This window comes from Streptomyces sp. NPDC004542 (genome assembly GCF_040610035.1).
Classification (GTDB): Bacteria; Actinomycetota; Actinomycetes; order Streptomycetales; family Streptomycetaceae; genus Streptomyces.
On sequence record NZ_JBEXLP010000014.1, the window covers coordinates 1 to 22948 of the forward strand.

Genomic DNA, 22948 nt, shown 5'->3' on the forward strand with positions numbered 1-22948 from the left:
AGCCCCCCGGAGGGTCCGCGGACGGTGGCGTCGGAGTTCGTGGTCGTTGCAGTGGGCACGTGGGCTCCCCTTTGGGCGGCGGTGCGGGGTGAGCGCGGCGGGTCCGGTGGGGCCCGCCGAGCGCGCGGTGGCCGAGCGCGTCGGAGCGCTTCAGCGGCCCGTGAAGCGCGGCGGGCGCTTCTCCAGGAACGCGGTCATGCCCTCCTTCTGGTCCTCGGTGGCGAACAGGGCGTGGAACACGCGGCGTTCGTAGCGGATGCCGTCGCGCAGGCCGGTCTCCAGGGCCCGGTCGACGCAGTCGCGGGCGGCGGTGACGGCCGTGCGGGAGTACGAGGCGATGGTCGCGGCGGCCTGAAGCGCCTCGGTCAGGACCCGGTCGTCGGGGACCACGCGGGAGACCAGGCCGCAGCTCTCCGCCTCGTGAGCGTCCATCGTGCGGCCGGTGAGGACGAGGTCCATGGCCTTGGCGCGGCCGACCAGCCGGGTCAGGCGCTGGGTGCCGCCGATGCCCGGGATCACCCCGAGCCGGATCTCCGGCTGGCCGAAGACGGCCGACTCCCCGGCGATCACCAGGTCGCACATCATCGCCAGCTCGCACCCGCCGCCCAGGGCGAGCCCGCTGACGGCCGCGACCTTCGGTGTGCGGAGGTCCGCGAACTCCTCCCACGCGCCGAAGTAGTCCTCCGCGGCCAGTTCCACGGCCGTCCTCCCGGCCATCTCCCTGATGTCGGCGCCCGCGCTGAAGACGTCGCCGGAGCCGGTCACCAGGACGCAGCCGACCTCCGGGTCGCTGTCCAACGGGCGGAGAAGTTCCAGGAGTTCGGCGAGCAGTGCGGAGTCCAGCGCGTTGCGTACGTGCGGGCGGTGCAGGCGTACGGTCACCACACGGTCGTGGCGTTCCACTTTCAGAGTGTCCATCTCCCTCTCCCTCTCCCTCTCCCTCTCCCTGTCACCGGCTCTCTCCACCGGTCCGCTACGAGTCCCAGATCGCGCCGTACGCCGGAATCCCGCGCCGCTCCAGCCCGTGCACGACCTGCCAGGTGAGCTTCTTGTTCGAGATGCAGATCACCGCCTCGGCCCCGAAGTCCCGGTACGCCGCGTAGGCGAGCCGCACCATGTCGGGCTTGCCGTGCCGGGAGGTGTCCCAGACGAGCGCGTGCGGCTGGACGGCGAGGATCTCGTCGACGAGGGCGTCGCCGTAGGTGGCCCGGGGGTCGCGGGTCGCCCAGACCAGGCGGGAGGGGACCTGGGCGGCCAGGAGGTGCGGCAGGCAGGGGCCGATACCGCTGCCCGTGGCCACGTACACGACCTTCTCGAACAGGGTCTCGATGTTGGCGACCCCGGCCGTCGTGATGCCCTTCACCCATACCCGTGCGGGCCTGTCGTCGATGAAGGAGCCCGTCCAGTCGCCCGCGCGGGAGATGGTGAGCCGGAAGCCGGGCTCGCCGGGGGACGGCACGTTGGCGAAGGAGTGCCATTCCCTCAGCGGGCTGCGGCTGATCGCGGTCGAGGAGCCCGCGAAGGGCGTGACGCCGTGGTCGAAGCGGGCGAGTGCGACGTGCGGGGAGGGGCGCTCGATCCGTACGGCGACCCTGCGCAGCCGCAGCCAGGGCAGGGCGACGCTGAAGGTGACCACGGCGAGCACCGCCACGGGGACCGGTCTCGCACCGGACAGCAGGGTGTGCGCCCAGAACAGCAGCAGCGCGGTCCAGCCGCCGAAGCGGTGGACCTTCTCGAAGAGGTCGTGGTGCCGGGAGCGGAAGGCGGGTACCGCGGTGGCGACGACGAGGGCCAGCAGGCCGACGAGCGCCAGGCCCACCGCCCTGCCGGGCCCGTCCGGCTCCGTGAGCGCCGCGGCCAGGAACCAGGCCGTACCCGCCAGCGCCCCGCCCACGTGCAGCCCGCCGAAGTGGTAGACCTTGCCCAGCGTCCAGCGCACCTTCAGCGGCCAGCTGGTCGGCGGCCGGGTCGCCAGCCGGAACATGAGGTTGATGACGTACTGCTGGCGCACGAGGACGGCGAGCGCGAGGTTCGCCAGCGCCGCGTGGCCGGGCGACGACGCGGGCAATGGCCACCGCGCGGCCGCCCAGGCCAGGTTGACGGCGACGACCAGGGCCGCCAGCCGGTTGTAGTGCATCAGGCGCGGGTGTTTGAACAGCCGCCTGGCTGCCGGGGCGAGCGGCGGCAGCGGGACGTCCCGCACCGCGGCCGGGGGTGCGGTGGTCATCGGAGCACCCCTTGGCGCTCCTCGGCCAGCCGAAGCAGGGCCGGCCTGTCGATCTTGCCGCGGTCGGTCTCGGGCAGCGCGGCGAGCGGGAAGACGTCCGAGGGGACGCAGTAGTACGGCAGGGCGTCCGCCACCGCGCGCCGGGCCCGTTCGGGGTCGATGCCGGCCGGGCAGACGAAGGCCACCAGGCTGCGCGCGTCCCGTTTCAGCGTCACCGCCCGCAGACAGCCCTCCACCGACTCCAGTACCGAGGAGACGGAGTCGAGCTCGACACGGAAGCCGCGCACCTTGACCTGGTCGTCCGTGCGGCCGAGGTGCTCCAGCTCGCCGTCCGCGGTCCAGCGGCCGAGGTCCCGGGTGCGGAACATCCGGCTGCCCCCGCCGAGGAAGGGGTCGGGGGCGTACCGCTCGGCGGTCAGGTCGTCGTTGCCGAGGTAGCCGGCCGAGACGCAGTCGCCGCCCGCCCACATCTCGCCCACCTCGCCGATGGGGAGCGGCCGGCGGTGGGCGTCGAGGACGTACACGGTGTTGTTCGGGGTGGGGGTGCCGATGGTGAGCAGGGCGGCGGCCGGGTCATGGCGGCGCACGGTGTTGACGATGGTCACCTCGGTGGGGCCGCAGCAGTTGTGGAAGGCGGCCCGCCCCGCCCACCGGTCGGCCAGCGGGCGGGGGCACGGCTCCCCGGCGACGGCGACCGTGCGCACCCGCGGGCAGGCGCCCGGGTCGATGCCGGACAGCACGGTCGGCGTGGCGATCAGCACGTCGGCGGTGCGGGCCGCGGCGGCGATGTCCTTGCCGCGGATGACGAGGGTGCCGCCGTGGGTGAGGCAGCCGAGGATCTCCCAGGCGGCCATGTCGAAGGCGATGTTGAGCAGTTGGGCGACCCGGTCGCCGGGGCGGACGCCGAGGCCGCCCGGCTCGGTGAGCAGGAGGTTGGCGACGTTGCGGTGGGTGACCTTCACGCCGTTGGGGCGTCCGGTCGTGCCGGAGGTGAACAGGACGTAGCAGCCGTCGTCGGGGCGCGGTGGGGCCGCCCGGATCACGGGTGCCGGTGCGTACGGCTCCGGTCCGTCCGGGGTGATGTCGTCCGGGGTGACGTCGTCCAGGGTGATCAGGCGGTGGCCGGGCGGCACGGGGACGCGGGAGGCGTGTTCCCGCTGGGTGAGGATCACCCGGGTCGCGGCGGTCCGGACGACGTGGTCGAGTTGGGGGCGGGGCGTGAGGCCGATGTCCTGGGGGACGTAGGCGGCGCCCGCCTTCAGGGTGGCGAGCAGGCCGACGAGCATCGGGAGGGAGCGGCGGACGAAGAGACCGACGTGGTCGCCGGGGCGCACGCCCTCGCGGACCAGACGGGCGGCGAGGGCGTCGGCGCGGCGGTCGAGCTCGCCGTAGGTGAGGGCCGCGCCCTGGTGTTCGGCGGCGACGGCGTCGGGGCGGGCGGCCGCCTGCCGTTCGACGGCGCGGTGGACGAGCGGGTCGGGGACGGGTACGGCGGGGCCGCGGCCGTACTGCCAGAAGAGTTGCTGGTCGCGGGGGGTGAGGTGGCGCAGGGGCATGGCTCGGTAGACCTCCTGGCTGTTTCGGGGGGAGAAAGCCGGGTCCGGGCGGCGGCGGTGGGCTCGGGGCCGGCCGGTGTGCCGAAAGCCGTGCGGGGTCGTGCGCGGGGAGCAGGGGAGCAGGGGAGCAGGGGAGCAGGGGATGACTGTAGTCCCGGTTCTTCAATCCTCAACCAGGTACGATCGGCCAACTATGAGAGGTAATGCGTCAGATGTGGTGTCTTCTGCCACGACGGCAACTTCCGTACCGTCCGCGGCGACCCAAGGGTGGCCGGGTCTGTGCCTCACGGCGGCCCGGCCGCGGCGGGGAGGTCGCCGTCCCGGCCGCGTAACAGGGAACCGTCACGGCACGTAACACGTGCGAAGCACGCTGGGCGGCATGGAGACCGCCTCGACGCCCACCCACTGCCCGTACTGCGCCCTGCAGTGCGGGATGAACGTGTCGCCCACGCCGGGAGGGGGCGTCGAGGTGACCGAACGCCCCGACTTCCCGGTGAACCGGGGCGCGCTGTGCGGCAAGGGGCGGACGGCCCCGGTGCTGCTGTCCTCCGCGGTGCGGCTGACCTCGCCGTTGGTGCGGTCCGGGGATGAGCTGGTGCCCGCCTCCTGGGAGGAGGCCCTGGACCGGATCGCCGCGGGTCTCGCCTCGGCCCGTACCGCGTACGGTCCCGACGCGTGCGGGGTGTTCGGCGGGGGCGGGCTGACCAACGAGAAGGCGTACGCGCTCGGCAAGTTCGCCCGGGTGGTGCTGGGCACCTCGCAGATCGACTACAACGGCCGCTTCTGCATGTCGTCGGCCGCCGCGGCCGGCACGAAGGCGTTCGGCCTGGACCGCGGGCTGCCGTTCCCCCTCGAGGACATCCCGAGGACGGGCTGCGTGATCCTGGTCGGTTCCAACCTCGCCGAGACCATGCCGCCGTCGCTGCGCTTCTTCGGCGAACTGCGCGACAACGGCGGGACGCTGATCGTCGTCGACCCGCGCCGCACGAAGACCGCCGAACAGGCCGACCTGCACCTCGCGCCCCGCCCGGGCACCGATCTGGCTCTGGCCCTGGGCCTGCTGCACCTGGTGGTCGCCGAGGGCCGCACGGACGAGGAGTACATCGGGCGGCGCACGGCCGGCTGGGAGGAGGCGCGGGCCGCGGCGATGGCGCACTGGCCGGAGTACGTGGAGCGGATCACGGGGGTGCCCGTTCCGCAACTCCGGGAAGCGGTACGGCTGTTCTGCGAGCCGGAGGCGGCGATGGTACTGACCGCGCGCGGGCCGGAGCAGCAGTCCAAGGGCACCGACACGGTGGGCGCCTGGATCAACCTGTGCCTGGCGACCGGCCGGGCGGGCCGCCCGCTGTCCGGGTACGGCTGCCTGACCGGACAGGGCAACGGCCAAGGCGGGCGCGAACACGGCCAGAAGGCCGACCAGTTGCCCGGCTACCGCAAGCTGACCGACCCGGCCGCGCGGCGGCACGTCGCCGGGGTGTGGGGCGTGGACCCGGACTCACTGCCGGGCCCGGGCCGCAGTGCATACGAGTTGCTGGACGCGCTGGGCACGGACATCAGGGCGCTGCTGCTGATGGGCTCCAACCCGGTGGTGTCCGCGCCGCGCGCCGCGCACGTGGAGGAACGGCTGCGGTCACTGGACTTCCTCGCGGTGGCGGACGTCGTGCTGTCGGAGACGGCGGCCCTCGCGGATGTCGTCCTGCCGGTCACCCAGTGGGCCGAGGAGACCGGCACGACCACCAGTCTGGAGGGCCGCGTGCTGCTGCGGCGGCAGGCGGTCACCCCGCCCGACGGGGTCCGCAGCGACCTGGAGGTGCTGCACGGACTCGCCGCCCGGCTGGGCGTGGAGAAGGGCTTCCCGACCGACCCCGAGGAGGTCTTCGGGGAGCTGCGCCGGGCGAGTGCGGGCGGGCCCGCGGACTACTCGGGGATCACCTACCGGCGGCTGGCCGAGGAGAACGGGGTGTTCTGGCCGTGCCCTGAGCCGGCGGACGGGACGATGGCCGCCGCCGACTCCATGGCAGCTGTGGGCTCCGCCGGCTCGGCGGACTCCGCGGGTTCGGCGGACCCGGCGGACCCGGTGGCGCGCCCCGGTGCCCCCGACTGCCCGGCCACCGCGCACCCGGCGGAGCCGATCGCGCATCCCGGCACGCCCCGCCTCTTCCTCGACCGGTTCGCCACCGAGGACGGCCGCGCGAGGTTCGTCGCCGTGACGCACCGGGCGGCGGCCGAGGAGCCGGACGACGAGTACCCGCTGCTGCTGACGACCGGCCGGGTGGTGTCCCAGTACCAGTCGGGCGCCCAGACCCGCAGGGTGCCCGAGCTGAACGCCGCCGCGCCCGGACCGTTCGTGGAGCTGCACCCGCGGCTGGCGGCCCGGCTCGGCGCCGCCGAGGGCGACCCGGTGGCCGTGGTCTCGCGGCGCGGCCGCGCGGTGGCCCCGGCCCGCATCACGACCGGCATCCGCCCCGACACCGTGTTCATGCCCTTCCACTGGCCGGGCGAGGGCCGCGCCAACACCCTCACCAACCCGGCACTCGACCCGACCTCGCGGATGCCCGAGTTCAAGGCGTGCGCGGTACGGGTGGAGGCGGTGCGGCCATAAGCCCCGTGGGGTAGCCCCCGCCGGGGCGGAGGGTTCCGTAGACGAAGAACGGCAGGGTCACGGAAACGATTCTGGATCCCCGCCGACTCCGCACACGTCTTCGCGGAGGCGCTATGGACATGACATGTCATGCCCCTTTAAATCTCAGGGACACAGCGCGCCACCCCCACGCCTTCGAGGCGCCTTCCCAAGGAGACCGATGAGTCGGACACGGCACAACCGAGGATCCCGTCTCGCCACGGCCGGCATCGCCGCCACGACCGCCACCCTGCTGGCCGCAGCACTCTCCACCGCCGCGCACGCCGACGGCAGACCCACCCGGGCCACCGCGATCGAGAACGCGGCCTCGGCGCTCGCCGCCCACGCCACCGGCCTGGGCCTCACCTCCGCGCAGGACACCAGCGTCCGCGACGTGATCGTCGACAAGGACGGCACCCAGCACGTCCGCTACGACCGCACCTACCGGCAACTTCCCGTCCTGGGCGGCGACTTCGTCGTCCACCTCAAGCCCAACGGCACGTACCGCGGCGCCGACCGCGCCACACGCGGCGCGATATCCCTGTCGTCCATCACCCCGAAGATCTCCGCACCCAAGGCCGCCGACCTCGCGGCGAACGCCCTGCGCGCGGCCAACCTCGGCGAATACGTGCACCAGTTGAAGGCCAAGCCGCAACTGGTCGTCGACGCCCTGCACGGCAAGCCCAGGCTGGCCTGGCGCACCAACGCCGTCGGCAAGGACTCGCTCGGCAACCCGGTCGCCCGCACCGTACTGACCGACGCCCGCACGGGCGCGCAGATCGACGCCTGGGACAGCATCGAGACGGCCACCGGCGACGGACAGTCCCTGTACAGCGGGACGGTGCCGCTGGAGACCACCCAGTCCGGCTCGACGTACCAGCTCAAGGACGCCACCCGCGGCAACACCTACACAGGCGACGCCGAGAACAAGACCGACCTGTGCATCTTCGGCATCTGCTTCAGCCGCGCCCCCGCGACGCTGTACACCGACGCCGACAACCACTGGGGCACGGGAGCCACGAGCGACCGCTCCTCGGCGGCGGTGGACGCCCAGTACGGCACCAACGAGACCTGGGACTACTACAAGAACGTCCACGGCCGGAACGGCATCGCCGGCGACGGCAAGGGCTCGTACAACCGCGTCCACTACGGCAACAGCTACAACAACGCCTTCTGGGACGACAGTTGCTTCTGCATGACCTACGGCGACGGTGACGGGACGACCTTCGGCCCGCTGGTGGCCCTGGACGTCGCCGGCCACGAGATGACGCACGGCGTCACCTCCAAGACGGCCGCGCTGACCTACTCGGGCGAGTCCGGCGGCCTGAACGAGGCGACCTCCGACATCCTCGGCACGCTGGTCGAGTGGTACGCGGGCAACCCCTCCGACCAGGGCGACTACCTGATCGGCGAGGAGATCGTCAAGTCCGGCTTCGGCAAGGCGGCCCTCCGCTTCATGGACAAGCCCTCCAAGGACGGCAGCTCGGCGGACTCCTGGAGCTCGTCGGTCGGCAACCTCGACGTCCACTACTCCTCGGGCGTCGCCAACCACTTCGCCTACCTCCTCGCGGAGGGCAGCGGCGCCAAGACCGTCAACGGCGTCAGCTACGACTCCCCCACCTCCAACGGCTCCACGGTCACCGGCATCGGCCGCGACAAGCTCGGCAAGATCTGGTACCGCGCCCTGACCGTCTACATGACGTCCTCCACCAACTACGCGGGCGCCCGCACGGCGACCCTCAACGCGGCGAAGGACCTCTACGGCGCGGGCAGCACGGAGTACAACACGGTGGCGGCGGCGTGGAGCGCGGTCAACGTGAACTGAGCTGGTGCAGGCCGGCGCTCGTAGCGGGCGCCGGCCATTCCGGCCGGTCGGCCGATCAGTCGACGCGCGGACGGCATGCGGATCACCTGCTTCGCCACCCACACCCCTGACCGGCCGATCGCCGCCCTCGAACTCCGTCACCGGCTGCGGGTCCGGGCCGAGGACCGGATCCGGGCCGCCCGGGCCGCCGGCCTGCGCAACCCGCCCCTCCACACCACAGCCCAGAACAAGGTCTGACTCGAGATCGTCCAGATCGCCCTCGACCTGCCGGCCTGGATACCCATACTCGCCCTCACCGGCCCAGCACGGCTCCGGGAACCCCGCCGCCTGCATCCGAGTACACCGCCCGGATGCTGCCCGCCGCCCAGCAGGCCGCGGCCGCCCACGACCACCTCGCCGCGTCCTACGCCGGGGTCTCGGCGGCGGCGGAGGACCCCGCGAAGCTGCGCGACGCCAAGTTCGCCTACGGCCTGGGCGTCGTCCTGGACGGCCTGGCGCTGCGGCTGCCGGACCCGCTCCCACCGCCAGGGCCTTTCGTTCGGATCAGGCCGGGCTCGCGGGGCCTGATCCGAACGAAAGATCCTGGGCCCCAGCCGTTCACCCGGGGTGCCCGGCCGTTCGGGTGCTCTTGCACGGAGCCTCTCGCACGCCCGTGACCTGCCGGAACGCGGTTCGGCGGGCGGGTGGTGACACCCGTTCATCCCATTCCCGGGCCCGCGCTCGACAAGCGCGGGCGGCGATCTGCCACTTACCTCGGAAGAGCACGTCAACGAGTCGGACGAGCCCGAGGGAGCACCATGCGTCGCACCGCCCGTCTGCTGACCGGTACCGCGTTCGCCGCCGCCGGGCTGGCCACCACGCCGGCGTACGCCGGGAACACCACCGGTCTCGACGTGTACCCGGCCACCGTGGCACCCGGGGACACGGTCACCGTGAACACGGCGGGCTGCGGGGGCCGCGGCGCGGCGGCCGGGGACGCCACCGCGGTGGGTGCCGGAACGTTCATGCTGGCGCCCAGTACGCACGAGGGCGAGGCGATCGGGCAGTTCCGGGTGCCGTCGAGCGCGCAGCAGGGCACGTACGAGATCGTCGCGCAGTGCGCCGAGGGCGACAAGGCCGAGGGTGGCAGGGCCGGAGGCGGCACGGCCGCGGACGGCAAGGCCGAGGGCGGCAAGCGACTGACGGGCGATCTGGTGGTGACGCTGGTGACGGCGGGGGCGCGTGACCAGCTCCAGCCGCACGGCAGTGTGAAGACGGGGGTCGGGGGCGCTCTGGGCCCTGACCCCGCGCATACCACGGCGGGTGTGGCGGCTCTGGCCGTCGCCGCCGCGGGCGGTACCTGGCTCCTGCATCGCCGGGCGAGAGGCGACGGGTTCTGACGGACACCCTCCGCTGTCCGTCAGCGGTACCGCGACTCCCTCCCCCTCCGGGTCCGATGCCCCTCGTGGCCCGGAGGGGGGCGGGGGCCGGCTCCGGGAAGGAATCCGGGAAGGGACACGCATGCGCAGGATCGGGGACACCGCGATAACCGCGGTCACCGTGGTCGCCCTGGGCTCCGGGGTGTGGCTGCTGGGCAGCGGCTACGGGACGCACGCCCCGCCCCAGCCGTCCGCCGCCGAGGGCCGCCCCGACCCGGCCGAGGAGCGGCTCGGGTCCCCCGCGCTGGCACCCTCACCGCCCACCCGCATCCGCATCCCCGCGATCCGCGTGAACGCCCCGCTGACGGGGCTGGGCCTGACGAGTTCGGGCAGTCTGGACGTGCCGCCCCCGGGCAACAAGAACCTCGCCGGCTGGTACGAGGCCGGCACCAGCCCCGGCGAGCGGGGCACCGCGATCGTCGCCGGGCACGTGGACAACGCCGAGGGCCCCGCCGTCTTCTACGACCTCGGCGCCCTCAGACGCGGCGCCGCGATCGAGATCGACCGGCGGGACGGGAGCGTGGCCGTGTTCACCGTGGACGCGGTGGAGGTGTACTCGGCCCGGAACTTCCCCGACCAGAAGGTGTACGGGGCGGCGAAGCGGCCCGAGCTGAGGGTGATCACCTGCGGCGGGGGCTACTCGAAGACCACCGGTTACCAGGGGAACGTGGTCGTCTTCGCCCACCTGACGGGAAGCCGGTAGCCCCTCACAGCCTCCTCCTGCGCGCCCCCAGGGCCCTCACACCCCCGCCCGGCTCCCGCTGAGGGCAGCGTTCCTCGCGGGAAACAGAGGTGATGCGGCCGGGTAACGTCCGCACCGCAGGCTCGAGGACATGACCTCGAATACGCGTGTGGTGGTGATCGGCGCCGGCCTCGCGGGCGTGCGGCTCGCCCGGCGGCTCGGTGACCTCGGCACGCCCGCGCTGCTCGTCGGCGAGGAGGAGCACCGGCCCTACAACCGGGTGCTGCTCGCCGAGGTGCTGGCCGGCCGTTACGCACCCGAGGTGATCGCGCTCCCGGCCCCCGAGGACCTGCTCCGTACCCGGGTCACCGGTATCGACCGCGCGGCGCGCCAGGTGCGGTGCGCGGACGGCTCGGTGATCGCATACGACGCGCTGGTCCTGGCCACCGGCTCCAACCCGGTGCTCCCGCCGCTGCGCGGCCTGTTCACCCCGGACCACGAACTGCCCGAGGGTGTGCACGCGTTCCGCACCATGGACGACTGCCTGGGGCTTTCCAAGGCGGTCCGGCCGGGTGTGCGGGCCGTCGTCATCGGCGGCGGACTGCTCGGGGTGTCCGCGGCGCGGGCGCTCGCGGTGCGCGGCGCGCAGGTCGTCCTCGCCCAGCAGGGCGAGCGGCTGATGGAACGCCAGCTCGACCCGGCCGCCTCGAAGCTCGTCCGGCGCCATCTGAGGGACCTGGGCGTCGAGGTGCACACGGAGTGCCGGGTGCGGGACGTGCGCTGCGTGGCCGGCGCGGTCCGCTCGGTGGAGATGGCCGACGGGTACGCCCTCGATGCCGACCTCGTGGTGCTGGCCTGCGGGGTGCACCCGCGCACCGGTCTCGCCCAGGACGCCGGGCTCGCCGTCCACAAGGGCGTCCTGGTCGACGACGAACTGCGCACCTCCGACGCGTACATCCACGCGATCGGCGACTGCGCCCAGCACGACGGCACGGTGTACGGCCTGGCCGCCCCGGCCCTGGAACAGGCCGAGGCGCTGGCCGAGTTGCTCGCGGGACGCGCCGGCGCCCGCTACACCGGCACCCGTTCCCTGACCCGGCTCACCCTGACCGGGCAGGACTCCCCCTTCGACCTCGCCGCCTTCGGGGAGCCCGAGCCGCGCCCCGGCGACGACGTCGTGCAGCTCACCGACGCCACCCGGGGCACCTACCGCAAGGTCGTCGTCCGCGAGGACCGACTGGTCGGCGGCGTCCTGGTCGGCGAACTCGGCACCGTCGGCGCGCTCGCCCGCGCCTGGGAGGGAGCAGAGCCGCTCCCCACGGACGGCGGCCCCCTGCTCCACCTGCTCACCAACGATGGAGGCTCCTGATGACCGCCACCCTGGGGGCCACCCCCACGATCGTGCTGGTCGGCCACGGCATGGTCGGCCAGCGCTTCCTCGAAGCGCTCGCCGAGCGCGGCCTGACCGCCACGCACCGCGTGGTCGTGCTGTGCGAGGAGCCGCGTCCCGCCTACGACCGCGTGGCGCTCACCTCGTACTTCGCGGGCAGAACGCCCGAGGACCTCTCCATGACCGACATGGAGTTCATCGACACGCACGGCATCGAGCTGTACGTCGGTGACCCGGCGGAGACGGTCGACCGCGCAGCGAAGAAGGTCACGGCCAGGTCCGGTCGGGTCTTCGCGTACGACACCCTCGTCCTCGCCACCGGCTCGTACCCCTTCGTGCCGCCGGTCCCCAACAAGGACGCCGAGGGCTGTTTCGTCTACCGCACGATCGAGGACCTGTTCGCGATCGAGGCGTACGCGAAGACGGCGACGGTCGGCGCGGTGGTCGGCGGCGGTCTGCTGGGCCTGGAGGCGGCCGGTGCGCTCAAGGGCCTCGGACTCACCTCGCACATCGTGGAGTTCGCGCCGCGGCTGATGCCGGTGCAGGTCGACGAGGGCGGCGGCGCCGCGCTGCTGCGCACCATCGAGGACATGGGCCTGACCGTGCACACCGGCGTGGGCACGCAGGAGATCGTGACGGACGCCTCGGGTGCCGTCACCGGCATGAAGCTGTCCGACGGCTCCGAACTCGCCACCGACATGGTGGTGTTCTCCGCCGGTGTCCGCCCCCGCGACCAGCTCGCCCGCGACTGCGGTCTCGCGGTCGGCGAGCGCGGCGGCATCACGGTCGACGAGCAGTGCCGCACGGTCACCGACCCGCACGTGTTCGCGATCGGCGAGTGCGCGCTGGCCGCGGACGGCCGGGTGTACGGTCTGGTCGCGCCCGGTTACGAGCAGGCCGAGACGGCCGCCGCCACGATCGCCGCCGACGAGGCGTCCTTCACCGGCGCCGACCTGTCCACCAAGCTGAAGCTGCTCGGCGTGGACGTGGCCTCCTTCGGCGACGCGCACGGCGCCACCGAGGACTGCCTGGACGTCGTCTACTCCGACTCCCGCGCGGGCCTGTACAAGAAGCTGGTCATCGGCCGGGACGGCACGCTGCTCGGCGGCATCCTGGTCGGCGACGCGGAGGCGTACGGCACCCTGCGCGCGCTGACCGGTTCGGTGCCGCCCGTCTCGCCGGAGTCACTGGTGCTGCCCGCCGGCTCCGGTGGCCAGCTCGGCCCGTCCGCCCTCCCGGACGAGGCGGTCATCTGCTCCTGCCACAACGTCAGCAAGGGCACGATCCGGGGCGCGGTCACCGAGCACCGGTGCACGACCGTGCCCGAGGTGAAGAAGTGCACCAGGGCGGGCACCGGCTGCGGCAGCTGTGTGAAGGTGCTCGGCCAGCTGGTCACCGCCGAGCTGGAGGCGAGCGGCGTCGAGGTCGACAAGGGCCTGTGCGGCTGCTTCGGCCAGAGCCGCGAGGAGCTGTACGAGATCGTCCTCGCCCTGCGCGTCACGTCGTACCAGGACCTGCTGGACCGGTACGGCCGCGAGGAGGCCCGGGGCGGCGACGGCTGCGAGGTCTGCAAGCCGGCGGTGGCCTCGATCATCGCCTCCCTCGCCCCGACGATCGGCGCGAGCGGCTACGTCCTGGACGGCGAGCAGGCGGCCCTGCAGGACAGCAACGACCACTTCCTCGCCAACCTGCAGAAGAACGGCTCGTACTCGGTCGTGCCGCGCATCCCCGGCGGTGAGATCGCCCCGGAGAAGCTGATCGTGATCGGTGAGATCGCCCGGGACTTCGGCCTCTACACGAAGATCACCGGCGGGCAGCGGATCGACATGTTCGGCGCCCGCGTGGAGCAGCTGCCGCTGATCTGGGCGCGGCTGGTGGACGCCGGCTTCGAGTCCGGGCACGCCTACGGCAAGTCGCTGCGCACGGTGAAGTCCTGCGTGGGCCGGACCTGGTGCCGCTACGGGGTCCAGGACTCCGTACGGATGGCGATCGACCTGGAGCTGCGCTACCGGGGGCTGCGCTCCCCGCACAAGCTCAAGTCCGCCGTCTCCGGCTGTGCCCGGGAGTGCGCGGAGGCCCAGTCGAAGGACTTCGGCATCATCGCCACCGTAGGCGGCTGGAACCTGTACGTCGGCGGCAACGGCGGCGCGACCCCGCGCCACGCGGACCTGCTGGCCCAGGACCTGTCCGACGCCGAACTGGTCCGGCTGATCGACCGGTTCCTGATGTTCTACATCCGCACCGCCGACCGTCTGGAGCGCACCTCCACCTGGCTGGAGCGGATCCCGGGCGGCCTGGACCACGTACGGGACGTGGTGGTGCACGACTCGCTCGGCATCTGCGCGGAGCTGGAGGCGCTGATGGCGGCGCACGTCGCGGGCTACCGCGACGAGTGGGCCGAGACCATCAACGACCCCGAGAAGCTGGCCCGGTTCGTGTCCTTCGTGAACGCCCCGGACACCCCCGACCCGGTCGTCGGATTCGTCCCCGAACGCGACCAGATGAAGCCCGACCTGCCGCTGCTGTCCATCGGCATGCGCCCCACCGAAGACATTCTGGAAGGAAGCGCCCAGCGATGACCCTGGCACCCGAGACCACCGACCTGAAGGTCCAGCTCCAGCTGGACACCGAGGACGACGACTGGTTCACGGTCTGCGACCTCAGCGCCCTGACCCCGGGCCGGGGCGTGGCCGCGCTGCTGCCGGACGGCCGCCAGGTCGCCCTGTTCCGCGACCGGAACGGCCGTCTGTACGGCATCGACAACCGCGATCCGTTCGGCGGCGCGGCGGTCCTCTCCCGCGGTCTGACCGGCACCCACCAGGGCCGCCCGTTCGTCGCCTCCCCGCTGTTGAAGCAGCGCTTCGACCTGGTCAGCGGGGAGTGCCTGGACGACGACTCGGTGCGCGTCGCCGCGTACGAGGTACGGGCCTCCTGACGCTCACCTCCCGGCCACCGCCGACGGGCAACCGGACCTTTGTTGACCGGCCGGTCTCCCCGACCCCGCATGCCGGACACGCCCCGCTCCGGGCGCGTCACGCCTTCAGCGCGTCGTACGCGACTCCCGTCAGCCGCTCGGACTCCCCCCACAGCCGCGCTGCCGTCGCGTCGCTGAGCGTCCACGGTGCTCGCCAGGACGGTGCCGGCGCGCCCCGCCACATGGCGAACGACGGGCCGAGGAAGGCGTCGGGCCGTACGCCGGGGGCGGTCGCCGCGTGCAGCGTGGGCAGGGCACCCGCCTCGGCGGACTGGGCGACGACCCGGTTGCCGAGCTGCATCAGCCGCTCGGCGGCCCGGCGGCCCTCGGCGCGGGGACCTGCGGTCTGGAGGTTGGTGGCGGCGTAACCGGGGTGCGCGGCGGCCGCGACGACGTCGGCGCCGGTGGCGGCCAGCCGGCGCGCCAGCTCGTGCGTGAAGAGCAGATTGGCCGTCTTGGAGCGGCCGTAGGCGACCCAACGACGGTACGTGCGCGTGCTGTTGAGATCGGCGGGGTCGATGTCGGCCAGCGCGTGCATCATGCTGGACACGGTCACGACCCGGGCGCCGGGGGCGGCGAGCAGCGCGGGCAGCAGCAGGCCGGTGAGGGCGAAGTGGCCCAGGTGGTTGACGCCGAACTGGGTCTCGAAGCCGTCGGCCGTCGTCCCGTACGGCAGCGCCATCACGCCGGCGTTGTTGACGAGCAGGTCGATCCGGTCGTACCCGAACCCGTCGGCGAAGGCCCGTACGGACGCGAGGTCGCCGAGGTCCAGCAGCCCCAACTCGACAAAAGCCCCGGGCACTTCCGCCCTGATCCGCTCGACGGCCGCCCTCCCCCGCGCCTCACTGCGGCACGCCGACACCACCCGGGCGCCCCGGCGCGCCAGCTCCCGTGCGGTGACGTACCCGAGCCCGCTGTTGGCGCCGGTGACGACGGCGAGGCGACCGGTGAGGTCGGGGATGTCGGAGGTGTTCCAGCCGGGCATGCCACACCCTTTCCGCGTCGCCGCTCCGCGATGCCGCCGTTGTCGCCGTCGTCCCGTTGCCGCCTTCAGCCTAGGGCCTGTCTGACCATTCCCGTCTGCCGCGCGACGCCCTGCACGCTCCCCCAGAGGGGGTGCCCCCACTCGCCGCACCGGGCACACACCCAGGTACATCCCGTACGTGGGTGCATGCCCGGCACTCCACCGGCCTTCGGCCGGGGGGACCCCCGGAGCACGCACCTGACGCCGCGCGGCCGCCCTCCGGGCGACGACGGGAAGGGTCAGACAGGCCCGAGGCGCGATCCCGCGATCCCGCGGTCCTGCCGGCTCGACGGGGGTACCCCGTATACGTGTACAACCCTTCCCATCGCGGCCGTGTCCAACATACCGACCTGCACCCTTTCGCCCGATGGAGGCGGATGCGCCATGTCCCTGCCCTTTCACCACTTCTCCCGGCGCGGCCTCGCCGCCTCCGTGACCGCCGTCCTCGCGGGGCTCGCCACCGCGGGAGCCACCTGGAGCATCACGACGACGGCCGAGGCGTCCCAGGTGTCCCAGGCGTCGAGCGGCCCGCGCACCTGTACCGTGAGCGACCTCTACCTCTCCATGGGCCGCAAGGAGGGCGCGGCGGGCTCGCTCTACTGGCCGGTCCGGTTCACCAACACCAGCACCACCGGTTGCGCCCTGCGCGGCTACCCGGGCGTCAGCGTCCTCGACACCGCGCACCGGCAGATCGGACCGGCCGCCACCCGGAGCGGCAGTTCCTACTCGTCCGTCACCCTCGCCCCCGGCCACTCCGCCTCCGCGGTCATCCGCACCACGAACGGGCCCGTCGGCGGTCCCTGCCTGCGCACCGGCACCTACCTGCGGTTCTATCCCCCGGCCTTGCACAAGGCGGTCCTCGTACCGGCCGACTGGAAGATCTGCTCCGGCGTCTTCCAGGTCGGCCCGGTCAACACCGAGGGCACCATCTGAACACCCCGAAGGGGCGGCGCCCCTGCACAGGGTGCAAGGCCAACCCCCTGAGCAGGGGGTTCGGGGGGTGCCGCAGCTCCGGACCTCCGGACGACGTGTCAGTTCCCGCCGCGGGACCGTCGGGAGAGCGCTACGGCCACACCACCGGCCAGCAACAGCGCGCCGGCCGCCCAGACGATCCAGCCGCCGCCGAATCCGGTGTCGGCCAGCGGTCCGGACCCTGCGGAGGGGCCGCCCGAAACGGAGCCGGACGCTCCGGCCGCGCCGCCGGAGCCGGACCCGCCGGCCGTACCGCCGCCCCCGGATCCGCCCTGCGCCAGCCGCAGGGTCAGCGCCGCACTGTCGTTGGAGGCGTCGGGGTCGAGCCCCTTCATGACCTCCAGCGTGCGGATGCGGCCCGTGGAGACGGCCGGGGTACGGGGGCCGATGGCGACGGTGAACGACAGGACGTGTCTGTCCCCCGGGGCGGGGTCGCCGAAGGAGCACTGGTAGGAGGACCGGCCCATCCGGGGGCCGGGGTCCGACCCGTCGTCCGTGGGCGGCGGCTGGCAGTTGTCCGGGATCTTCGTGGCCTTCGTGCCCGGCGGCAACTCGACGAGGACCGGGAGGAAGGCGTCGTCGTCGAGGAGGTCCTGCACCACCGCCGGCCCCCGGTCGGTCACCGTGGCGTGCAGCGTGGCGTGACCGCCGCGCCGCCCGGTGACGGTGTCCCCGGTGACGGCGAAGTCGGCGTGGTTGACGCTGTTGACGTAGGTGGTGAAGTACGGGTCGGTGTTCCCGTCGGACGGCATCGCGCCCCTCGGGACCAGGGTCAGCGGGGTCCCGGGGCCGTTCGCCGGGGCGGCGCTGGTCAGCGGGGTGAATTCGTAGAAGATCTTGTCGCGCAGGGCCTCGTCGCCGACCTTGACGCGCAGTGGCGACGACAACGCGTACTGCCGGCCGGGCTCCACCGGGGTGGGGAAGTCGCACAGGGTCTCGCGCACGATGTGCCCCCCGCGGTCGCTCGCGGGCACGTCGCGGCAGTTGGCCCAGGAGCCCTGCAGGTGCAGCCCGGCGGTGGTGTCGATCCGCAGCTCCACCCCCTTGGCCGCCGGGAGTTGGCCGTTGTTCCACACGTCGAGCGGAAAGGTCAGTATGTCGCCCGGCACCTGGTGCAGTTGCTCGGCGGACGCGCTCACCTTCAGCTGCGTCGCGCCGTTGGTCAGGGTGAGGTGGTCGCCGGTGACGGTGGCGTCCGACGACGTGCCGGAGACGGTCACGGTGCCGCTGCTGCCGACCGCCGCACCGGGCTTCGGCACCAGCGTGATGGCGTGGAAGTCCGAGGTGGCGGACGCCAGGTCCAGCGTGCAGAGGTTGCCCTCGCAGTGCTCCGACGGTGCCGGCTCGGCGAAGTCGGCCACTCCGGACAGGTCGACGGTCAGGTGGACGTGGTGTGCCGTTCCCCCGCCGGCCACCTTCCACCGGTAGGACAGGGCCACGCTCGCCGGCTCCGTCCCGATGAAGAGCTCGTGCTCGGCGAACCGGACCGTCATCTCCCGTGCGGCGTCCGCCGTGCCGGCGCGGGCCGGACCCGTGCCGAACACCCCCGCCACCAGCGCCACCGCGCCCGCCGCCGCCGTCGCGACCGCGCGTACCCGTGATCGTCGTGCCATCCGACCGAAACCTTCCCCGTGCACCGGGAGGGTCCCGGCCCGCCGTGCTTCACAGGTGTGACCCGCGAGGTGCGGAAATGGTTGCGGCCGGCCGGGCTCGGGTGTCAGTCCCGCAGATGATGCCGGAAGGGGCGGCACCCCCGCACAGGGTGCCGCCCCTTCTTCTCGTGCACCGGAGCCGCCGGCGATCGGTTGAGGGTCGGGGACCGACGACGGCTCCGGGGTCTCGCGGAGGATCAGCGGTGGTCGCTGCCCTCCGACTGGGTGGCCGCGCGGCCGGCCTCCAGGCGGGCGACCGGGATGCGGAACGGGGAGCAGGAGACGTAGTCGAGGCCGGCCTCGTGGAAGAAGTGGACCGACTCCGGGTCGCCGCCGTGCTCGCCGCAGACGCCGAGCTTGAGGTCGGGGCGGGTCTCCCGGCCCGCTTTCGCCGCCGCCTTGACCAGGGAGCCGACGCCGTCCTTGTCGATCGTCTCGAAGGGGCTGACGCCGAAGATGCCCTTCTCCAGGTAGGCGGTGAAGAAGCTGGCCTCGACGTCGTCCCGGCTGAAGCCCCACACCGTCTGGGTGAGGTCGTTGGTGCCGAAGGAGAAGAACTCCGCCGCCTCGGCGATCTGACCGGCGGTGAGCGCGGCGCGCGGCAGCTCGATCATCGTGCCGATCGCCAGTTTCAGCTGGGTGCCGGTGGCCGCCTCGACCTCCGCGACGACCTGGTCGGCCTCCTCGCGGACGATCTCCAGTTCCTGCACGGTGCCGACGAGCGGGATCATGATCTCGGCGCGCGGGTCGCCCTTGGCGTTCTTGCGCTCGGCGGCGGCCTCGGCGATGGCCCGGACCTGCATGGTGAACAGGCCGGGGATGACCAGGCCGAGGCGGACGCCGCGCAGGCCCAGCATCGGGTTCTGCTCGTGCAGCCGGTGCACGGCCTGGAGCAGGCGCAGCTCGTTCTCGTGCGGCTCCTGCCGGGACTCGGCGAGGGCCACGCGGACCGAGAGCTCGGTGATGTCGGGGAGGAACTCGTGCAGCGGCGGGTCCAGGAGGCGGATCGTCACCGGGAGGCCGTCCATCGCCGAGAACAGCTCGACGAAATCCTTCTTCTGCAGGGGCAGCAGTTCCGACAGGGCCGCCTCGCGCTCCTCCGCGGTGTCGGCGAGGATCAGCTTCTCGACCATCTCGCGGCGCTCGCCGAGGAACATGTGCTCCGTGCGGCACAGGCCGATGCCCTGCGCCCCGAAGCGGCGGGCGCGCAGCGCGTCCTCGGCGTTGTCGGCGTTGGCGCGGACGCGGAGGCGGCGCTTGCGGTCCGCGAAGGCCATGATGCGGTGCACGGCCTCGACCAGTTCGTCGGCGTCCTGGGCGCCGGCGTGCATCCGGCCCTCGAAGTACTCCACGACCGGGGACGGGACCACCGGGACCTCGCCCAGGTAGACCTTGCCCGTGGAGCCGTCGATGGAGATGACGTCGCCCTCCTCGACGACGTGCCCGCCCGGGACCGTCATCCGGCGCCGCTTGGTGTCGACCTCCAGCTCCTCGGCGCCGCAGACACAGGTCTTGCCCATGCCGCGGGCGACGACGGCCGCGTGGGAGGTCTTGCCGCCGCGGGAGGTGAGGATGCCCTCGGCGGCGATCATGCCGTCCAGGTCGTCGGGGTTGGTCTCCCGGCGGACCAGGATGACCTTCTCGCCGGAGCGGGACCACTTGACGGCGGTGTAGGAGTCGAAGACCGCCTTGCCGACCGCCGCGCCCGGCGAGGCCGCGATGCCCCGGCCGACCTGCTCGGTCCTGGCCTGCTCGTCGAAGCGGGGGAACATCAGCTGGGCGAGCTGGGCGCCATTGACGCGCTGGAGCGCCTCGGTCTCGTCGATCAGGCCCTGGTCCACCAGCTGGGTGGCGATGCGGAAGGCGGCACCGGCGGTGCGCTTGCCGACGCGGGTCTGCAACATCCACAGCTGGCCGCGCTCGATGGTGAACTCGATGTCGCAGAGATCCTTGTAGTGGTTCTCCAGGGTCTCCATGATCTGCATCAGCTGGTCGTACGACTTCTTGTCGATGCGCTCCAGCTCGGCGAGCGGGACCGTGTTCCGGATGCCCGCGACCACGTCCTCGCCCTGGGCGTTCTGCAGGTAGTCGCCGTAGACGCCCTGGTGGCCGGAGGCGGGGTCGCGGGTGAAGGCGACGCCGGTGCCGGAGTCGGGGCCGAGGTTGCCGAAGACCATGGAGCAGACGTTGACGGCGGTGCCGAGGTCGTGCGGGATGCGCTCCTGGCGGCGGTAGAGCTTGGCGCGGTCGCCGTTCCAGGAGTCGAAGACCGCCTTGATGGCGAGGTCCATCTGCTCGCGCGGGTCCTGCGGGAAGTCCCGGCCGGCCTCCTTCTTCACGATCTTCTTGAAGGCGGTGACCAGTTTCTTCAGGTCGGCGGCCTCCAGCTCGGTGTCGACCGTGACCTTCTTGGCCTCCTTGGCCTTGTCCAGGGCCTCCTCGAAGAGGTCGCCGTCGACGCCGAGGACGGTCTTGCCGAACATCTGGATGAGGCGGCGGTAGGAGTCCCAGGCGAAGCGGTCGTCGCCGGCCTGCTTGGCCAGGCTCTGCACCGACCGGTCGGAGAGGCCGATGTTCAGGACGGTGTCCATCATGCCGGGCATGGAGAACTTGGCGCCGGAGCGGACGGAGACGAGGAGGGGGTCGTCGGCCTGGCCGAGCTTCTTGCCCATCTTCCGCTCGAGGGCGTCGAGGTGCGCACTCACCTCGTCACGCAGTGCCGCGGGCTCCTCGCCACTGTCGAGGTAGACCTTGCAGGCCTCGGTGGTGATGGTGAAGCCGGGCGGCACCGGGAGACCCAGGTTGGTCATCTCGGCGAGGTTGGCGCCCTTGCCACCCAGGAGGTCCTTGAGGTCCTTGTTGCCCTCGGTGAAGTCGTAAACAAACTTCGCTACGTGGGGTTCTTTGTTTTCCGACACGGGTCTCGACTCCTTGAGGCCGCGGTGGCTGCCCTGACGGCGAGGAACATACCCAGATCCAAGGCCTCTGGGTACGTCCACTTGCGTGTCATGCGCCCGTAACCAGTCGTCCGCCAGCGGATCGAAAGTCAAAGCTTGGCAAGCGGAGACCGGCGAATGTTTTCACTTCTTGAACGCACGAGTGCGCCGCGGAGGCAATTTTCCGCTCACATGAGCGGATGATGGCACGTCTGATTTCGGTCGATGAACAACCAAGGGGTGGCACCCAGTGCCACCCCTTGGAGAAGTGCAGCCTCATATGATCCGCTCATCTGAGCGCAACCCTTATCAAGGGTGGCGAGAATCACGCTGCCACAGCGGGCCGCTTTTCACCATGCGGACGTCACACGCCCAGCGCCAGCAGCCGCTCCTCCACCCGCTCGGGCGCGTACAGGTGCTCCACGACCAGCGCACCGGCCCCCACCAGCCCGGCCCGCTCCCCGAGCCGCGAGGTGACGACGTCCAGGTGAGCGGTGGAACGCGGCAGGGCCCGCTGGTAGAGCAGCTCCCGTATGCCGGTGAGGAAGGCCGTCCCGGCCAGATCACCGGCGATCATCAGCACCCCGGGGTTCAGCAGCGTCACCACGGTGGCCAGGACGTCCCCGACCCGGCGACCGGCCTCCCGGGCCAGCGCCGCCGCCGCCGGATGCCCGGCCGCCAGCAGGTCCCGCACGTCCGAGCCGCTGGCGGCCGGCACACCCGCCTCGACGAGCCGCCGGGCCACGGCGCCACCGCTGGCGACCGCGGCCAGACAGCCGTACGACCCGCACCGGCACAGCGCCTCCGCGCCCTCCGGCACCCTGATGTGCCCGATGTCCCCGGCGCCGCCGTCGACGCCCCGGTAGACGGAGCCGCCCACCACGACGCCGGCGCCGATCCCGGTCGACACCTTCACCAGCACGAACGCCGAGCAGTCCGGGTAGCCGGTGCGCTGCTCGCCGTACGCCATGAGGTTGGCGTCGTTGTCGACGAGCACGGGGACGGGCGGGCACCCCGTGCGCTCGGTGAGGGCGCGGGCCAGGCGGCCCCTGATGTCGTAGCCGTCCCAGCCCGGCATGATCGGCGGCTGGACGACCCGGCCCGTCCCGATGTCGACCGGACCCGGTACGGCGAGCCCGATGCCGCACACCTCCTCCGCCCGGTGCCCCGCCTTCTCCAGCAGCTCGGCGAACCACCGGCCGAGCTCGCCCAGCACGGTGTCCGGGCCCTCCTCGACGGCCAGCGGGCCGGAGTGCTCGGCGAGCATCTCGCCGGTCAGCGTGAGGACGGCCGCGCGCGCGTGCCGGGTGTCGAGGTCGGCGGCGAGGAGGATGGCGTGGGCGTCGTCGAACTCCAGGGTGATCGACGGACGGCCGCCCAGCGGGGAGTCGACCGGGCCGCCGGCCCCCTCGCGCAGCCAGCCGGCCCGGAAGAGACGGTCGAGCCGCTGGCCGACGGTGGCCCGGGACAGTCCGGTGGCCTGCTGGAGGGCACCGCGCGTGGTGGCACGCCCGGTACGCACCAGTTCGAGCAGCTCGCCGGCGCTCGCCTGACTCCGACCGCTCATGCGCACCCCCTTGTGTTTCTCAAGCTTGCATTACATATTGAGTTTTGCGTGTTAAATAGACGTAACCCTACGGTAGCCGCGGCCGAACCGGTCGGCCGGACGTGT

Annotated in this window: 16 protein-coding genes and 1 pseudogene; 10 read left to right on the plus strand and 7 right to left on the minus strand. The window is 72.5% G+C overall.

Annotated features, from left to right (window positions below; translation table 11 throughout):
* Nucleotides 1-150: 150 nt before the first annotated feature.
* Genes ABZX30_RS11025 through ABZX30_RS11035 form a run of 3 tightly spaced genes read right to left on the minus strand, consistent with a single transcriptional unit; the run spans nucleotide 151 to nucleotide 3783 of the window.
* Nucleotides 151-918: an enoyl-CoA hydratase-related protein gene (locus tag ABZX30_RS11025; RefSeq protein WP_355931601.1), complete on the minus strand. Its 768-nt coding sequence runs from the start codon at nucleotides 916-918 to the stop codon at nucleotides 151-153.
* Nucleotides 919-973: 55 nt separating this feature from the next.
* On the minus strand, nucleotides 974-2227 hold the full coding sequence (locus ABZX30_RS11030) for a hypothetical protein (RefSeq protein WP_355931603.1): 1254 nt from the start codon (nucleotides 2225-2227) through the stop codon (nucleotides 974-976).
* Nucleotides 2224-3783 (minus strand): amino acid adenylation domain-containing protein, encoded by a 1560-nt coding sequence (locus tag ABZX30_RS11035; RefSeq protein WP_355931606.1) that lies wholly within the window; start codon nucleotides 3781-3783, stop codon nucleotides 2224-2226. Before ABZX30_RS11035 ends, ABZX30_RS11030 begins: the two co-directional genes overlap by 4 nt.
* 379 nt (nucleotides 3784-4162) lie before the next feature.
* Here ABZX30_RS11035 and ABZX30_RS11040 point away from each other — a divergent pair, with 379 nt between their 5' ends.
* The 9 genes and pseudogenes from ABZX30_RS11040 to nirD all read left to right on the plus strand — a co-directional run bounded on the left by ABZX30_RS11040 (nucleotide 4163) and on the right by nirD (nucleotide 14653).
* Nucleotides 4163-6385, plus strand: a complete 2223-nt coding sequence (locus ABZX30_RS11040) for a molybdopterin oxidoreductase family protein (RefSeq protein WP_355931608.1) — start codon at nucleotides 4163-4165, stop codon at nucleotides 6383-6385.
* Nucleotides 6386-6584: 199 nt separating this feature from the next.
* On the plus strand, nucleotides 6585-8228 hold the full coding sequence (locus ABZX30_RS11045; RefSeq protein WP_355931609.1) for a M4 family metallopeptidase: 1644 nt from the start codon (nucleotides 6585-6587) through the stop codon (nucleotides 8226-8228).
* A gap of 66 nt (nucleotides 8229-8294) precedes the next feature.
* Nucleotides 8295-8558, plus strand: a pseudogene (locus tag ABZX30_RS11050) (IS1380 family transposase); the annotation flags it as partial.
* Nucleotides 8559-8578: 20 nt separating this feature from the next.
* Entirely contained in the window at nucleotides 8579-8884 is a 306-nt protein-coding gene (locus ABZX30_RS11055) for a hypothetical protein (RefSeq protein ID WP_355931610.1), read from the plus strand.
* A gap of 141 nt (nucleotides 8885-9025) precedes the next feature.
* Nucleotides 9026-9607 (plus strand): hypothetical protein, encoded by a 582-nt coding sequence (locus ABZX30_RS11060; protein WP_355931613.1) that lies wholly within the window; start codon nucleotides 9026-9028, stop codon nucleotides 9605-9607.
* 121 nt (nucleotides 9608-9728) lie between these two features.
* Nucleotides 9729-10349 carry a class F sortase gene (locus ABZX30_RS11065; RefSeq protein WP_355931615.1) on the plus strand — a complete coding sequence of 207 codons (621 nt, stop codon included), beginning with the start codon at nucleotides 9729-9731 and terminating at the stop codon, nucleotides 10347-10349.
* A gap of 130 nt (nucleotides 10350-10479) precedes the next feature.
* Nucleotides 10480-11697, plus strand: a complete 1218-nt coding sequence (locus ABZX30_RS11070) for an FAD-dependent oxidoreductase (protein ID WP_355931618.1) — start codon at nucleotides 10480-10482, stop codon at nucleotides 11695-11697.
* Nucleotides 11697-14297, plus strand: coding sequence for a nitrite reductase large subunit NirB (gene nirB / locus ABZX30_RS11075; RefSeq protein WP_355931620.1), 2601 nt, complete (start codon nucleotides 11697-11699; stop codon nucleotides 14295-14297). Before ABZX30_RS11070 ends, nirB begins: the two co-directional genes overlap by 1 nt.
* Nucleotides 14294-14653 carry a nitrite reductase small subunit NirD gene (gene nirD, locus ABZX30_RS11080; RefSeq protein ID WP_355931623.1) on the plus strand — a complete coding sequence of 120 codons (360 nt, stop codon included), beginning with the start codon at nucleotides 14294-14296 and terminating at the stop codon, nucleotides 14651-14653. Before nirB ends, nirD begins: the two co-directional genes overlap by 4 nt.
* 97 nt (nucleotides 14654-14750) lie before the next feature.
* Here the strand turns inward: nirD and ABZX30_RS11085 are convergent, their stop codons facing one another.
* Nucleotides 14751-15677: an oxidoreductase gene (locus ABZX30_RS11085; RefSeq protein ID WP_355931625.1), complete on the minus strand. Its 927-nt coding sequence runs from the start codon at nucleotides 15675-15677 to the stop codon at nucleotides 14751-14753.
* A gap of 423 nt (nucleotides 15678-16100) precedes the next feature.
* Between ABZX30_RS11085 and ABZX30_RS11090 the strand changes: the two genes are divergently transcribed.
* Complete coding sequence (locus tag ABZX30_RS11090) at nucleotides 16101-16649, plus strand: DUF4232 domain-containing protein (protein WP_355931627.1); 549 nt, start codon at nucleotides 16101-16103, stop codon at nucleotides 16647-16649.
* A 98-nt stretch (nucleotides 16650-16747) separates the two neighbouring features.
* Here the strand turns inward: ABZX30_RS11090 and ABZX30_RS11095 are convergent, their stop codons facing one another.
* The 3 genes from ABZX30_RS11095 to ABZX30_RS11105 all read right to left on the minus strand — a co-directional run bounded on the left by ABZX30_RS11095 (nucleotide 16748) and on the right by ABZX30_RS11105 (nucleotide 22843).
* Nucleotides 16748-18301: a hypothetical protein gene (locus ABZX30_RS11095; RefSeq protein WP_355931629.1), complete on the minus strand. Its 1554-nt coding sequence runs from the start codon at nucleotides 18299-18301 to the stop codon at nucleotides 16748-16750.
* A gap of 236 nt (nucleotides 18302-18537) precedes the next feature.
* Complete coding sequence (ppdK, locus tag ABZX30_RS11100; protein ID WP_355931632.1) at nucleotides 18538-21258, minus strand: pyruvate, phosphate dikinase; 2721 nt, start codon at nucleotides 21256-21258, stop codon at nucleotides 18538-18540.
* Nucleotides 21259-21640: 382 nt separating this feature from the next.
* Nucleotides 21641-22843 (minus strand): ROK family protein, encoded by a 1203-nt coding sequence (locus tag ABZX30_RS11105; protein WP_355931635.1) that lies wholly within the window; start codon nucleotides 22841-22843, stop codon nucleotides 21641-21643.
* Nucleotides 22844-22948: the final 105 nt, after the last annotated feature.